The organism is Phytoactinopolyspora mesophila (assembly GCF_010122465.1).
In the GTDB taxonomy this organism is placed as follows: domain Bacteria; phylum Actinomycetota; class Actinomycetes; order Jiangellales; family Jiangellaceae; genus Phytoactinopolyspora; species Phytoactinopolyspora mesophila.
Genome location: NZ_WLZY01000003.1, coordinates 71,117 through 85,058, shown reverse-complemented (window position 1 = coordinate 85,058; position 13,942 = coordinate 71,117). Strand labels below are relative to the sequence as shown.

10 protein-coding genes are annotated in these 13,942 nt (G+C 66.4%); 6 read left to right on the top strand and 4 right to left on the bottom strand.

Annotation, left to right across the window (positions count from 1 at the left end; genetic code table 11):
* Positions 1 to 218: 218 nt before the first annotated feature.
* The gene (locus tag F7O44_RS10215; RefSeq protein ID WP_162450154.1) at positions 219 to 1,460 is read right to left on the bottom strand and encodes an MFS transporter; all 1,242 of its coding nucleotides are present in this window, start codon (positions 1,458 to 1,460) and stop codon (positions 219 to 221) included.
* A gap of 141 nt (positions 1,461 to 1,601) precedes the next feature.
* On the opposite strand from F7O44_RS10215, the gene F7O44_RS10210 reads away from it, so the two are divergent.
* Positions 1,602 to 2,918 (top strand): nucleotide sugar dehydrogenase, encoded by a 1,317-nt coding sequence (locus F7O44_RS10210; RefSeq protein WP_162450501.1) that lies wholly within the window; start codon positions 1,602 to 1,604, stop codon positions 2,916 to 2,918.
* A 41-nt stretch (positions 2,919 to 2,959) separates the two neighbouring features.
* Here F7O44_RS10210 and F7O44_RS30215 read toward each other — a convergent pair whose 3' ends face one another.
* Positions 2,960 to 4,189, bottom strand: a complete 1,230-nt coding sequence (locus tag F7O44_RS30215; protein WP_222851240.1) for an LCP family protein — start codon at positions 4,187 to 4,189, stop codon at positions 2,960 to 2,962.
* Between the two features lie 493 nt (positions 4,190 to 4,682).
* On the opposite strand from F7O44_RS30215, the gene F7O44_RS10200 reads away from it, so the two are divergent.
* The 5 genes from F7O44_RS10200 (at position 4,683) to F7O44_RS10180 (ending at position 10,015) form a co-directional block, all read left to right on the top strand.
* Entirely contained in the window at positions 4,683 to 6,104 is a 1,422-nt protein-coding gene (locus F7O44_RS10200) for an LCP family protein (protein WP_162450153.1), read from the top strand.
* 58 nt (positions 6,105 to 6,162) lie between these two features.
* Positions 6,163 to 7,221, top strand: a complete 1,059-nt coding sequence (locus F7O44_RS10195) for a glycosyltransferase family 2 protein (RefSeq protein WP_162450152.1) — start codon at positions 6,163 to 6,165, stop codon at positions 7,219 to 7,221.
* Positions 7,218 to 8,129, top strand: a complete 912-nt coding sequence (locus F7O44_RS10190; RefSeq protein ID WP_162450151.1) for an undecaprenyl-diphosphate phosphatase — start codon at positions 7,218 to 7,220, stop codon at positions 8,127 to 8,129. The genes F7O44_RS10195 and F7O44_RS10190 overlap by 4 nt, the downstream gene beginning before the upstream one ends.
* Before the next feature lie 202 nt (positions 8,130 to 8,331).
* Positions 8,332 to 9,219 (top strand): ABC transporter permease, encoded by an 888-nt coding sequence (locus F7O44_RS10185; RefSeq protein WP_162450150.1) that lies wholly within the window; start codon positions 8,332 to 8,334, stop codon positions 9,217 to 9,219.
* The gene (locus F7O44_RS10180) at positions 9,203 to 10,015 is read left to right on the top strand and encodes an ABC transporter ATP-binding protein (protein ID WP_222851239.1); all 813 of its coding nucleotides are present in this window, start codon (positions 9,203 to 9,205) and stop codon (positions 10,013 to 10,015) included. The genes F7O44_RS10185 and F7O44_RS10180 overlap by 17 nt, the downstream gene beginning before the upstream one ends.
* A gap of 753 nt (positions 10,016 to 10,768) precedes the next feature.
* On the opposite strand, the gene F7O44_RS10175 is transcribed toward F7O44_RS10180, so the two are convergent.
* Together F7O44_RS10175 and F7O44_RS10170 are read right to left on the bottom strand one after the other, a co-directional pair.
* Positions 10,769 to 12,736, bottom strand: a complete 1,968-nt coding sequence (locus F7O44_RS10175) for an acetoacetate--CoA ligase (RefSeq protein ID WP_162450149.1) — start codon at positions 12,734 to 12,736, stop codon at positions 10,769 to 10,771.
* A 106-nt stretch (positions 12,737 to 12,842) separates the two neighbouring features.
* Positions 12,843 to 13,934 (bottom strand): glycosyltransferase, encoded by a 1,092-nt coding sequence (locus F7O44_RS10170; RefSeq protein ID WP_162450148.1) that lies wholly within the window; start codon positions 13,932 to 13,934, stop codon positions 12,843 to 12,845.
* Positions 13,935 to 13,942 lie beyond the last annotated feature (8 nt).

Genomic DNA, 13,942 nt, shown 5'->3' with positions numbered 1-13,942 from the left:
TGATGCGTGCGAATAGCTGGGACTGAAGTGCGGTGGTGTTGGTGGTACGGCGAGGGAGAGGAGTGTCGTGATGCGTGCGAATAGCTGGGACTGAAGTGTGGCGGTGTTGGTGGTACGGCGAGGGAGAGGAGTGTCGTGATGCGTGCGAATAGCTGGGACTGAATGATGTCTGAACGGAAGTCGTGGCGAGCCGGGGGGGCAGGTAGTGCTGATTTCGGTCAACTCGTGAGTCTCGTTCCGGGCGGATCTGGACGGGACGAGACGGCACGGGTCCACCTGTACGCCGCGATGGCGGTCACCACGGTGCCGAGCGCGGCCGCGCCCGCGATTGTCACTGCTGGGCTCACGAGCTGGGCGATGACGCCACCGAGTACGATCCCTAGCCCTTGGGCTGCGCGGAGTGCGGCAATTGCCACACCTATTGCCTGTCCACGCCGCTCGGGCGGAGCGTTTCGCACGTACGTGGCTTGAGTGACGATGTCGTGTGCCGAGAACAGTCCGCTGAGTGTCCACAGCGACACCGTGATGGCGAGGCCGGGTGACCACCCGGTGGGAAGCAACACCAAGCTGCTGCACACCGCCATCGGACCTAGCAATGCGAGCCGGCGATCAGGTCGAATGGCGCGGAGTAACGCCATGCCGATCACCGTGCCCAGTGGGTTCGCTACGAGCAACCACCCGACGGCCGCCGTTCCCGCGCCCAGTTGCTCGGCGTAGGGCACAGCCAGACCTTCCGGAACGGCGTAGAAGCCTGAGCAGCAGGCAATCGCCAGCAGCGTGCGCAGCCGTGCGCTCCGGGCCACGACGGACCACCCGGCCCGCACCGTCTGCCAATGGCCTGGCGGACGGCTGTCGTCTCCGTCGGGCGCTACGGGCCGGTAGAGACGGATGCCCGAACGGATGATCGCGGCTGAGATCAGGAACGTGAGCACGTCTATGAGCAGCGCGGCCGCAACACCCACCTGGGCGACGAGGACGGCGCCAAGCGCGAATCCCGCCCCGAATGCCGCCTGGGAGGTGATCGATATCGCCCCCAGCCCCACTGTCAACCGATCACCGGGCAGCATGTCGGCCAAGATGGCCTGCCTCGACGTGGCGAATGGTGCGGCCAGCAGTTGCACCGCAAAGAGCAACCCGGCCTGTACCGCCAATGGCACGGCAGGAACGGCCATGAGCGCGACCAGGCCGGCGCGGGCGAGGTCTGTGCTCACCATGACGGTGCGCCGGGGAAACCGGTCGGCCAGTCCGGCCAGCGCCGCACCGCCGATGAAGTCCGGAAGGTACGTCAGCGCGTAGGTCATCGCCGCGAGCCCGGCCGACCGTGTTCGCTCGTAGACCAGAATCGTGATGGCGACACGCGCCAGCTGATCGCCTACTACCGAGAGGGCATGCGCCGCCCAGAGCTTACGGAACTCGGGGATGGCGAAAACGCTGCGGTACGAGGCGGCAGGCACGGTCATGGTGGCATGAGTGTGTCCGTTTGTGTGGCGCAGATCAACCTGTCATGCGGGCTGTCCCGCAGCGGCTGCCGAGCTCCGGCATCGGTCGCGAGCGTCGGGCGAGCTGCCGCGCTGGTGCCGCGCCGGGCGTCCGTTAGTCTCGTGCGTATGCATATCTCGGTCATCGGCACTGGCTACCTTGGCGCCGTTCACGCGGCGTGTATGGCTGAGCTGGGCTACTCCGTCGTCGGCGTCGATAACGACGAGGAAAAGATAGCCCGCCTCGCGGCCGGGATTCCGCCAATCTATGAGCCTGGCCTGGAAGAACTGGTGGCCAAGCACATCGGCACCGGCCGGCTGCGGTTTACCACTTCGATATCTGACGTCGCCGACGCGGACGTCCATTTCATCTGTGTGGGCACACCGCAGCTGGCTGACGGACTCGGTGCCGACATGAAGTACGTCAATGAAGCCCTCGAGCGGCTGGCTCCGCATCTGACCCGGCCGTGTCTGGTCGTCGGGAAGTCGACGGTGCCGGTCGGTACCGCCGAACAGCTGGCGCAACGGCTGGCAGAGCTGGCGCCCGTCGGCGCCGAGGCCGAGCTGGCGTGGAATCCGGAGTTTCTCCGGGAGAGCCGGGCCATCGAGGACACCCTGCATCCGAACCGGCTTGTCTTCGGGGTGGCCTCGGACCGGGCCGAGAAGGTGCTGCGTGAACTACACGCGACGATGATCGCCGACGGCGCCCCCGTGGTGGTCACCGACCTGGCGACCTCCGAGCTGGCCAAGGTATCCGCCAACGCGTTCCTGGCCACCAAGATCTCCTTCATCAATGCGATCGCCGAAGTCGCCGAGGTGACCGGGGCCGACGTGACCCGGCTCGCCGATGCCATGGGGCACGACGACCGTATCGGCCGCAAGTTTCTCAACGCCGGCGTCGGCTTCGGGGGCGGTTGCCTGCCCAAGGACCTACGGGCCTTCATGGCCCGAGCCGGTGAGCTCGGCGTGGCCGATGCCCTCACATTGCTGGGCGAGGTCGATGCCATCAACCTGCGCCAGCGAGATCGGGTCGTCGACCTGACCCGTCATCTGGCCGGAGGTTCGGTGATCGGACGGCGCATCGCGGTTCTTGGCGCTGCGTTCAAACCCAATTCGGACGACGTCCGTGACTCTCCCGCATTGACCGTCGCCGGTCAGCTGCACCTCAAAGGCGCGGGAGTGGTGGTTTACGACCCCCGGGCCATGGACAACGCGCGCCGGATTTTCCCGACGTTGACCTACGCCGAATCTGTGCTGGATGCGTGCCGGGGAGCGCACGTCGTTCTTCACCTGACCGAGTGGCCGGAGTTCCGCGAGCTGGACCCGGCGGTGGTGGGTGACGTCGTGGCCAGCCGCACGGTTCTCGACGGCCGCAACTGTCTGGACGACCACGCGTGGCGTGCTGCTGGATGGACCTACCGCGGCCTAGGCCGCCCCTAACCGCCGCTCCCCCTAGATGATCAAACATGATCATCTAGGGCCTACTCGAGGAGGTTCTCGGGCACGCTCCGGCCTTCTTGCAGCGCCGACCAGAGCTCACCGGCGGCGGCCGGATCCCAGTCGACGGTGTTCCCTACCCGGCCGAGCGGGACGGTCAGGGTGTCGCCGGAGCCGCCAGCGATGCTGCCCATGGCGCGGATGAACCTGTACATGTCCAGCGGGCCGGTGCCCTCGTCGAGGATCAGCGCGTTGCCCCCCGCTAAAGCGGTGCGCGTGAATTCGATCGGGTTGAGAAGCGTGCCGGGAGACAGCGCCTCGTCGGCGATAGCCGCCATGAGCTCCTGCTGGCGTTCGACGCGGCCGAGGTCGGCTCGCGGATCGAAGTAGCGGGCTCGGGCGAATCCAAGCGCGTCGGTGCCGGCGAGCTCCTGGCACCCCGCGGGCAGGTCGATCTTCGCCTTCTCGTCCTGGATGGCCTCGTCGAGGCACATCTCCACCCCGCCCAGAGCATCGACGATCTGCGCGAAACCGCCAAAGCCGATCTGCACGTAGTCGTCGATAGCTACACCGGTGTTGGCCTCCATCGTCTCGACGAGCAAGGCGGGGCCGCCGTAGGCGAAGGCGGCGTTGACCCGGCCGGAGCCATGCCCAGGGATGTCGACGACGGAATCGCGCGGCACGCTGATCAAGGCCGGACGGCCGCTGTTCGGGAGGTGCAACAGCATGAGCGTGTCGGCGCGCTCGCCCTCTGCGGTTCCGGTGCCGAGCTCAGCCTGCTCTTCCTCGTCGAGGTCGTCGCGCCGGTCGGAGCCGACCACCAGGAACACCTGGCCGTCGGAGCGGGCGGAGCCGTGGTCGTCGGGGATCGCGTCGACCTTCTCGATCCGTGACCAGATGAACCAGATGAGCCCGGTCAGCGCGATGGCGATGACGAGGATGATCGCGAGGAACCAGCGCAGAAACCGCCCGAACCCCGAGCGGCGCTTCTTGGGCCGGCCGCCAGACCTCCGGCTACGTGGGGGCTTGGCGGGCGGCGGTGCCGACGCCGGATGGTCGCGGTCAGCGGGCATGACCCGGGTGCCGCCTGGTGCGCCCTGGCGAGCCGCCGCGGCGGCCGGTGGGGCAGCTTCGTCTTCGTCGCGTGGGCTATGTGCGTAGCCACCCTTGTACGACACGCCGGGGACGTTACCCGACGTGTACGTCGTCACCTTGACGGGACCCGGCAACGGTGCGTCGTGGCCTCGCTCACCCTGGCTGCGGTGCTCGCTCACGGTGTGAACGGTACCTGCTTCTTGTGGCGAAATGCTCCAGACGTACCGTCAAAATTCCGGCTACGTGAGTGAGTGGGTATGCCCATGCCCACTGACGATGCGGCGACGGGCATCTGGGGAGCGACACGCCGCGCCCGCGGCTGCCATGCGGCTGAGTCGTGTGACGATATGGTAATCACCAAGTCACGGTAGTGGTCAAGCCGTGATCACCAACACCGCCGGTCATGATGTCCTGTGACTGATGTGACAGGAGGTGTGCCAGTTCACTCGGCGTGCCGTCGCCAATCCGGCGGCTCTTCGTGGTGATACTGGCCATGCTGGCGCTACGGGGGCGTCGGTGTGACACGTTCCTTGGGGGACAGGTATGGCGCCGACGACACGGACACGGGGATCGATCCGTGATCCACGTCGTCCTGCTCGGCGGCCTCGGGTCTCGGTCCGTGAGCAGCGCGCCGAGGCCACTCGTTTCCGGCGGTCCATCACACTGCTGGGTATGTCCGTGGTGGCACCGGGCAGTGCTCAGCTCGTCAAAGGCAATCGGCAGGTCGGCAAGGTCGCGCTTTACGCGTGGGGCGCCGTGATCGCCATCGTCTTGCTGGTCGCCTGGCGCACATCGATGAACGATCTCGCCAAGATGGCGGTCCGTCCTTGGCTGCTGACGTCGTTCCAGATCTTGGCATTCATGCTGGCTCTGGCCTGGGTGCTGATCATCATCGACGCATGGAGGCTCGGCCATCCGCCGGGCCTGAACCGCAAGCATCGGCTGATCATGGTGGCAGCGACGCTGGTTGTCGCAGTGCTCGTGTCCACGCCGTTCGTCGTCGCCGCGCGATATGCGGAGGCCGCCCACGACATGGTGGTCTCGATGTTTCCTTCCGGGGAGGTGGCCGCGGCGAGCAACGGGCGGCTGAACATCCTGCTGCTCGGCCTGGACTCCGGGGATGGCCGCGACGGGACGCGCCCGGACAGCATCCATGTGGTTTCGGTCGACGTTCTGACTGGCGAGCCCGCACTGATCAGCCTGCCGCGCAACCTGGAGAAGGCGCGCTTTCCCAGTGGCACGCCCGCGGCAGCCGAGTTCCCGGACGGATTCTCCGGCGACGGCGACCGCTCGGAGTACCTGCTCAATGCCAGCTGGACCTACGGCGAGGCGAACCCGGAACTGTTCGACGGTCCGTCGGGGCCTGGCCCCACCGCCGTCAAACAGGCCGTCGAAGGAACACTCGGTATCAAGATGCACTACTACGTTGCGGTCGACCTGATGGGTTTCCGCAACCTCGTCGACGCGCTCGGCGGCATCACCATCAACGTCGAAGAAGAGTTGCCGATCGGGGACAAGGGCCGGGTGCTCGAAACCGGGGTGCAGGAACTCGACGGCTACCACGCACTTTGGTACGCCCGTTCTCGCGAGAGCACGTCGGATTACGACCGGATGGCCCGGCAGCGCTGCGTGCTCGGCGCGTTCATGAACGAGGCCGATCCCCGAAACGTGTTGGTGAACTTCCTCGAGCTGGCCGACGCCTCGGCGGACATGGTGACCACGGACATTCCCCGCGAGGACCTCGGCAACCTGGTCGATCTCGCATTCGATGCACGCGGCCAGGAACTGATGAGCTTGCAGCTCGTGCCACCGCTTGTTGTTCCGGCCGATCCCGATTTCGCGCTCATCGCGGAGCAGACCGCTGATCTTCTCGACGGTGTGGGCCGCCCCAACGACGACGTCTCCCTGGCCGGCACCGACGAGACCCAGCCGGGAGACGCCGGGTCCGGCAGCGGCCCGAGCCCGGCGCCGGACCAGACCGACGCTGACGACACAACAGCCGAGGCATCCGACGACGAAGAGTCCGCGGGCAGCGGCGAACCCGAAGACGAGGACGCCCTCACCGACGTCTCATCGGTGTGCTCGTACGAGTAAGCGGTCGGAGAGGGCCGTTGCCGGTGCCGCGATCTCGAACGGGTAATCTGCTCGCGACATGCACAAGCCTCAATCTGCCAGCGAGACACCAGCTCACGGGGGCCAGCCCGATGAGGCTGCGGGCTGGCCTGCCGTCTCGGTCATCATGCCGGTTCGCGACGAGGAGCGGCACCTGGCCGACGCCGTCGCGCGAGTGCTGAGCCAGGACTATCCGGGTGAGATGGAAGTGGTGCTGGCTATCGCGCCGTCGCGGGATCGCACGGCGCAGATCGCTGCCGACCTGGCCGCCGGGGACACCCGGATCCGGCTGGTCGACAACCCCGCTGGCAAAACTCCGGCCGGACTCAACGCGGCGATCGGCGAGGCTCGTCACGGGATCGTCGTGCGGGTCGACGGCCACGGCCTGCTGTCCGAGGGTTACATCCGCTCCGCCGTCGAGGTCCTCGAGAAGACCGGCGCGGCCAACGTGGGCGGCATCATGCACGCGGAGGGCACCACGGACTTCGAGCGGGCCGTGGCCTGTGCCTACGGCTCGACGCTAGGTCTCGGCGGCGGACGGTTCCACGTGGGAGGTCCAGAGGGCCCGGCAGACACCGTCTATCTCGGCGTCTTCCGCCGTGATGTGCTGGAGCGCCTGGGCGGGTACGACGAGCATTTCGTCCGGGCTCAGGACTGGGAGCTCAACTACCGGATCCGGGCGGATGGGGAAAGCGTCTGGTTCACCCCCCATTTGACCGTGACCTATCGTCCGCGGCCGACCCTGCGGGCGCTGGCCAAACAGTTCCTCCGTACCGGTCAGTGGCGGCGGGAGGTCGTGCGGAAGTATCCGGACACCGCGAGCGTACGGTACCTTGCCCCACCGGTGGTCTTGATCGCCTCGGCGGTCGGCACGCTGGCCGGCTTGGCGGCAATGTTCGGCGCGCCGGGGTGGTTGAGCCTGGGCTGGTTGGCGCCTGGTGGCTACGCGGCAGGTGCCCTCGCCGCGAGCGTCGCGATCGGACGCGGCCTTCCGGTACGGGCACGCTGCTGGCTTCCGGCCGTGCTCATGACGGTCCATCTCAGCTGGGGGGCCGGCTTTCTCACCGGCCCAGCCCGGTCCAGGAGCGCTGGCGGATGACGCTGTGGGAGGCCGCTCTCCTGGGAGTGGTGCAAGGCCTGTTCATGTTCATCCCGGTCAGCTCCACCAGCCACCTGGCGCTGACCCAGCACTGGCTCCTGGATCACGGATCGGCCATCCCCGATCCGGATTCTCCGGAGATGATCCTCTTCGACATCCTGGTGCACGTCGGCACCCTCGTCTCGATTGTGCTGGTCATGCGGGTCAGCTTGATGCGTGTGACAGCGGGGATCATCACCGACCTGCGCTACGTGATCATCGGTCCGCCGAAGCGAGGAAGCCACCGGCGGGGCGGCTTGGGGCGGGGGCAGAAGCGGAAGATCGGCGACCTTCACTATCTGCGTCTGGCCTGGCTAGGCGTGATCACCGTTGGCGTCACGGGCGTCCTCGGGCTGGTGGTGCGGGCGTTCGGAACCGACGTGTTCGCCAACCCCGCGGTCATCGCGGTAGCGCTGATCATCACCGGTGCGATCCTCTGGTGGACCGACAGCGCTGGGCCGCTGTGGCGGGATGCCCGGCACCTGACGGTGTGGGTGGCTATCGGAATCGGCGTGGCCCAGGCGGCGGCACTGCTGCCGGGGCTCAGCCGCAGCGGGTTGACCATCGCGATGGCCCTGCTTCTTGGTATGCACCGCAAGCTGGCGGCCGAATACAGCTTCTTCATCGCGATCCCGACCATCCTGTCCGCCATGATGGTGCAGACTCTGGACGTCGTCCGTGACGATGATCTCACCATCACTATCGACGCCGGTGCTTACGCCGTGGCCTTCGTCATGGCAGCCGGCGTGGGCGCCGTTGCGCTCTGGGCCGTGCTGAAGCTGCTCTACCAGGCGCGATTCCGTTACTTCTCCGTGTATGTGGTGGCGCTCGCCGTGATCATCTTGGTTGTGCAACCGATCCACCTGTGACGAAGTGGTTTTGAGGATGTTGGAATTGAACAGACTGCTCCGAGGGCCCGCATGTGGAATGTGGGCATCGGAACACCGAGGATCGAAGGAGACGGCAAGCGTGATCATCGGCCGGTCGTCTACTCTTGACCAGGTTCGCCACGCGGCGGGCGACGCACGGCGAGAAATGGCAGGTGTATGACGTGGAAGGGCAAGCTGGGCAATGAACGCCACTCGGCTCGACGAGGAATTCACCTCGTCGGTACACGTCTACGAGCCGCACCGTGCCGGGCTGCCCCGGCTGCGGCCGTACTTCAAAGCGTTGTGGCAGCGCCGGCCATTCGCGTCGGAGATGTCGAAGGCGAGCATCCGTGCCGACAACGTCAACACGTTCTTCGGGCAGATCTGGCTGGTGATCAATCCGCTGCTGCTGGCCTGTGTCTACTTCCTGCTCGTGATGATCATCCGGGGTGGCGCGTCGTCGTTCGAGGAGGGCATCGCGCGCTTCACGCACCTGAGCACGGCGCTGTTCCTGTTCTTCTTCTTCTCCGGATGTGTGCGCCAGGGTGCCTCGAGCGTTGTCGGTGGCGGAAAATTGCTGCTGAACATGTCGTTCCCGCGGCTGCTGCTGCCGTTGGCCGAGGTCCGTACCGCCTTCATCAAATTTCTGCCCACGCTGGTCATCACCTTCGTGATCCTGCTCGGCTTCGGCCGTCCGCTGCACTGGCAGACCGTGATCGCGCCGGCGTTCTTCCTGATGGTGCTGCTGTTCGGCACCGGTATGGCGATGATCTTCGCGACCATGCAGGTGTACTTCCGCGATATCGGCAACTTCCTGCAGTACATGGTCCGGATGTGGCTGTATCTGTCACCTATTCTCTGGTTCCCGGACATGCCGCTCAGCCAGCTGCGAAGCCTGGGGATCCCGGAATGGATCGTGCATATCAATCCGCTGTATTCCATGCTGGGTGGGTGGACGGATCTGATCGTGCGGGGCCAAATCCCCGAGGCGGCGTGGTGGATCGCCGGCTCGTCGTGGGCGGTGGTGGCGTTCATCGTCGGATCGTTGTTCTTCATGTCGAGGGAGCGCGAATTTGCCGTCCGTCTCTGAGGCCAGCATGGTGACCACTGCGGAAACGCCGAACCCAGCGGTGCGGGTCGACAATGTCTCGGTTACCTACCGGACAACGTTCGAGAAGGTGCCGACCTTCAAATCCGCGCTGCGCCGCCTCGGCCGCGGCAAGCGCGAGGTGCACGAGGTCCAGGCGTTGACCGATGTGTCCTTCCAGGTAGACCACGGCAAGAGCATCGGTGTCATCGGCTCGAACGGCGCCGGTAAGTCGACGCTGATGCGCACCATCGCGGGTATCTTGCCGCCCAGTACGGGCCGGATCGAGGTGCACGGCCGGGTCAGCACGCTGCTTGCGCTGGGCGTCGGGTTCAACCGGAAGCTGTCCGGCCGGGAGAACGTCGTACTCGGTGGCTTGGCAGCCGGCATGACCCGCGACGAGCTGGATGAGCGGTACGAAGAGATCGCTGAGTTCGCCGGACTCGGCGAGTTCATCGACATGCCGATGATGACGTACTCGTCCGGGATGTACAGTCGCCTGGCGTTCTCGGTCGCTGTGCACCTGAACCCGGACATCCTGCTGATCGACGAGGCCCTGTCCACCGGCGACGCGAAGTTCAAACAGAAGGCCGCCCGCAGGATGCGTGAGGTCGCTGAGAACGCCGGCACCATGTTCCTGGTCAGCCACTCCATGCGCAGCATCAAGAAGCTCTGTTCCGAGTGCATCTGGCTGCACAAGGGCGAGGTGAAGATGCAGGGTGAGCCGGAAGAGGTCATTGCCGCGTACTCGAAGTTCCTCGAGGTCGGCGAGGACGTCTTCAGCCTCGAGGACATGTAGCCGAAGGCCGGGCGACACCTAGCCCGGCACTGCGCAATCGGTGTCCGGCCGCCAGGTGCTTGATCGACAACCTTCTTGACGCCCGGTCCACGCCCGGTATCTTGTCAGAGAACGATCTTTCTGACCAGCGTCCATCTCAGAGTGTGACCAAAGATTTCACAGATTGTGATGGTCTTGCGTATTGTCAGGTCCGTGCGTCAAAGTAACAGTGACTACGGCGTGATGACCGAGTTGGCACCGGTACACACGCCTCCACGGGGTAACGGGGCGGATGGCTTGCTCAACCGCAGCAGCTCGGCAGCGGTGGTGCCGAGCATGCGGACGGGCGGGAGTTCTGAGAGCGAGGTGGGTCGTTTGCGCACAGAGATCGACGAGTTACAGCTCAGGTTGGCACGTTCGGAGGCCAGACTGGCCAAGGTCGAGGGCAGGCTGCAACGTATCTTGAATAGCCGCTCGTACCGAGTGGCGCGCCGTATGGCAACGGCTCGGCGCCGCGTCGCTTCATTGGTCGGTGTCCGGGGCGCCCACTGAGCTTTTGATAACCGCTGTCCGGGAGATGGAAGTCGCTCCATAGGCGGCGCGCATGTCGAGTGGCGAGCCGGCGTACGCGGCGCCCACTGAGGCTTCGGCGCATGGAACCTCTCCATGGAGTGGTGGGCCTCAGCGAGGGAGGCCGATGGCGGAGCCCCTCTCCGACCGAGTCTGCTGGGCGAGGAGAGGTTCCATGCGCCGAAGCCTCTGACGCCGCCGCCCCTACCGCAGGGTGAGGAACGGCTCCAGCGCCGCCGGATTGCGAAGGGCTTCGCGGCTGACAGCCTTCTCGGGCGGCACCCCCGCCAGGATGCGCTTGACCGGGACTTCGCATTTCTTGCCGTTGAGCGTACGAGGAATGTCTTCCACCGCCACGAAGCGGTCCGGCACGTGCCGGGGCGAGAGTTCACGCCGCAGTGTGGCCCGTAGTTCGGGTTCGACGTCGCTGAGCTCGGAACCGGCCATGAGGACCAGAAAGCACAGCAGACGCCCTTCGTCGTCCGCTGCTCCAGAGGTGTCGATGACGAGCGAGTCGGCGACGCCGGGATGTGCCTCGACGACACGGTAGAACTCCGCCGTGCCCATGCGTACGCCGCCGCGGTTGAGCGTGGAATCACTGCGTCCATGGATCACCGCTGATCCGCGGTCGGTGATGGTGATCCAGTCGCCGTGCCGCCATACGCCCGGGAACTCGGCGAAGTAGGCGTCTCTGAGGCGAGAGCCGTCGGCGTCGTTCCAGAATGCTACCGGCATGGACGGCATCGGTTCGGTGAGTACCAGCTCGCCCACCTGCCCGACTACCTGCCGTCCGGACTCGTCATAGGCGGCAACGGAAGCGCCGAGTGACGGCCGGGACAGCTCACCGAGCCATACCGGCACGTCGGGTGCCGGGCCGATGAATCCGGTGCACAGGTCGGTGCCGCCGGAGAAGCTGGCGATTTGCACGGCCGGGCCGAGGTTGCTGGCCAGCCAGCGGAAACCGTCGACTGACAACGGTGCTCCGGTGGAACCCACCGTGCGCAGGTGAGCGAGATCGAACCGCGCCAGCGAGAGATCGTCTTTCAAACATGCCTGGATGAACGGGGCGGACGTGCCGAAGACCGTGAGTTTCTCTTCCTCGGCGAGCTGCCAGAGCGCTGACATGCCCGGGTGCGCAGGACTTCCGTCGTAGAGCACCACCGTGGAGCCCACCAGCAGTCCGGAGGCGAGAAAGTTCCACATCATCCATCCGGTGGTGGTGAACCAGAAGAAGCGGTCCCCGGGCCCGGCATCGAAGTGCAGCGCCATGGCCTTGAGGTGTTCGAGGGTGATCCCGCCGTGCCCGTGCACGATGCCTTTGGGCAGCCCGGTGGTGCCCGACGAGTACAGCACCCACAGGGGGTGGTCGAACGCGACGGGATGGAAGCCGAGTGCCGCGCCGCGGTGAGCGTCCAGCAGTGCGGCCCAGCTGAGCGAGTCCGGCGGTAGAGAGCCGGCGGAGCCGTCCGCATTGTCCGGCAGATACCCGATGATCACCGTGGCTCGTAGGCTGGGAAGTTGTTGCTGGAGCTGGCTGAGCGTATCGCGGATGTCGAAGGCGCGGCCGTTGTACAGATACCCGTCGACAGCGACCAGGACCGTGGGCTCGAGCTGGGCGAACCGGTCGGCCACCGCGCGTGTGCCGAAGTCGGGCGAGCACGAGGCCCAGACGGCTCCCAGACTGGCTGCCGCCAGGAACGCGACGAGGGCTTCCGGGGAGTTCGGCACCACGGCGGCCACCCGGTCTCCTGGGCCGACACCGAGCTGGCTCAATGCTGAGCGGGCCGCCGCGACCTCCGCGCGAAGTTCGCCGTAACTGAGCCGCTGGGTCAGCCCGTCCTCGCGCCGGAAGACGATGGCGGGGTCGGCGTCGTCTTTGCCTGGGCCCGGCCGGAGAGCGTGTTCGGCGTAGTTGAGCGTCGCGCCCGGGAACCAGCGGGTGCCCGGCATGGTGCGCTCGGGCAAGGCCTCCACCGGCGGATCGTGGAAGATCACGTCGAAATGCTCGGCCAGCGCGGCCCAGAACGCTCCGGGGTCGGAGACCGACCAGCGCCAGAGCTCGTCGTAGTCCTGGACGTCGATACCGCGCTGGTGCCGTAGCCAGTCCCGGAACCGCGCGATCCGGCTGGCGGCAACCCGCTGCGGCTCTGGCTTCCACACAACGTCGGGCATGTGACCAAATGTAGCGTCCGTCACTCCCGTGATCGTGAGCAGGATCCGGTCGCTCTGGCGACGTTCAGCCGCTCACGATCACACGGGGTGTGACGTGCGCTACCGGTCACCGATGACGGGAGGACCTGGCAGCGACCCGCTCCAAGGTGCGAACGAATGTGTCGGCGTCGGCGTCCCAGCTGTAGTGCTCTGTCACGGCCTGGCGTCCGGCCGCGGCCATTCGGTCGCGCTCGGGGCGGTCGGCATCGAGGCGGCGGATGGCGGCTTCGACGGTGTCGACATCGCCGAACGGCACGACGACGCCACAACCGTGCTGGTCGATCAGTTGCCGGGAAGCCGGGTTCGGGGTGGTGATCGTCGGCAGGCCGTAGGCCATGTATTCGAGGATCTTCGTTGGCCGTGAATGGGCGTAGTTGGGCTGGTCGTGCAGCAGGCTGATGCCGGCCAGCGCACCTGGTAGCTGCGCCAGTGCCTCGTCGTTGGGGACGAAACCGTGCCAGTGGACGTGGCCGGCTTCGTGGGCGGCACGGATCTGGTCGGCACACTCGGGATCGGCGTTGCCGATGAGGTGTACCTCGATGTCGGGAGCGAGGCGCTGCCCGAGGTCCACCATCTCGAGGGCGCCGCGCGCGCGGGTGATGCGGCCGAGGTAGACGACCCGGTTGCCGGTCTCCACGTCGAGGCTCTCCGGTTCGACGGCGCTGTTGCGGATGACCGGATGGCTGCGTTCGAACCTTGCGGCGTAGCCGTCTTCGGCGAGGAGAAGAGTCATCTTCTGCTCCGCGCGCCGTTCGACCTTGCGGATCAGCATCGCAGCCAGCGGACGTGCCGGCCGCGGCAGCCACGGCTTCATCCGGACGGCGGCGGCGGTGTCTTCGTGGACGTCCCACACCAGCCCTGGGTGTTCGAGGCCGCCGGCGGCGAACAGCAGTTCTGGGTCGTGCATCAGGATTACGTCGTACTCAGTGGCGTGCCGCCGTAGAAGAATCCGGGCGGCGCGCAGGGCCCGAATTCGGCGGAGCCCGCGGGCGCGTGGGATGTCGATGGACGTGATATCGCGGGGGCGCGGGCGGTCATAACCGCTGAACGGAGCCGCGAAGGTGACCGCGTGCCCGGCCGCGCGCAGAGTGTTGATCTGCTTGTGCCGGATACGGGTGTCTTCAGGATCGTGCACCACGGTCAGAACCAGGACGTTCACGGGTGAAG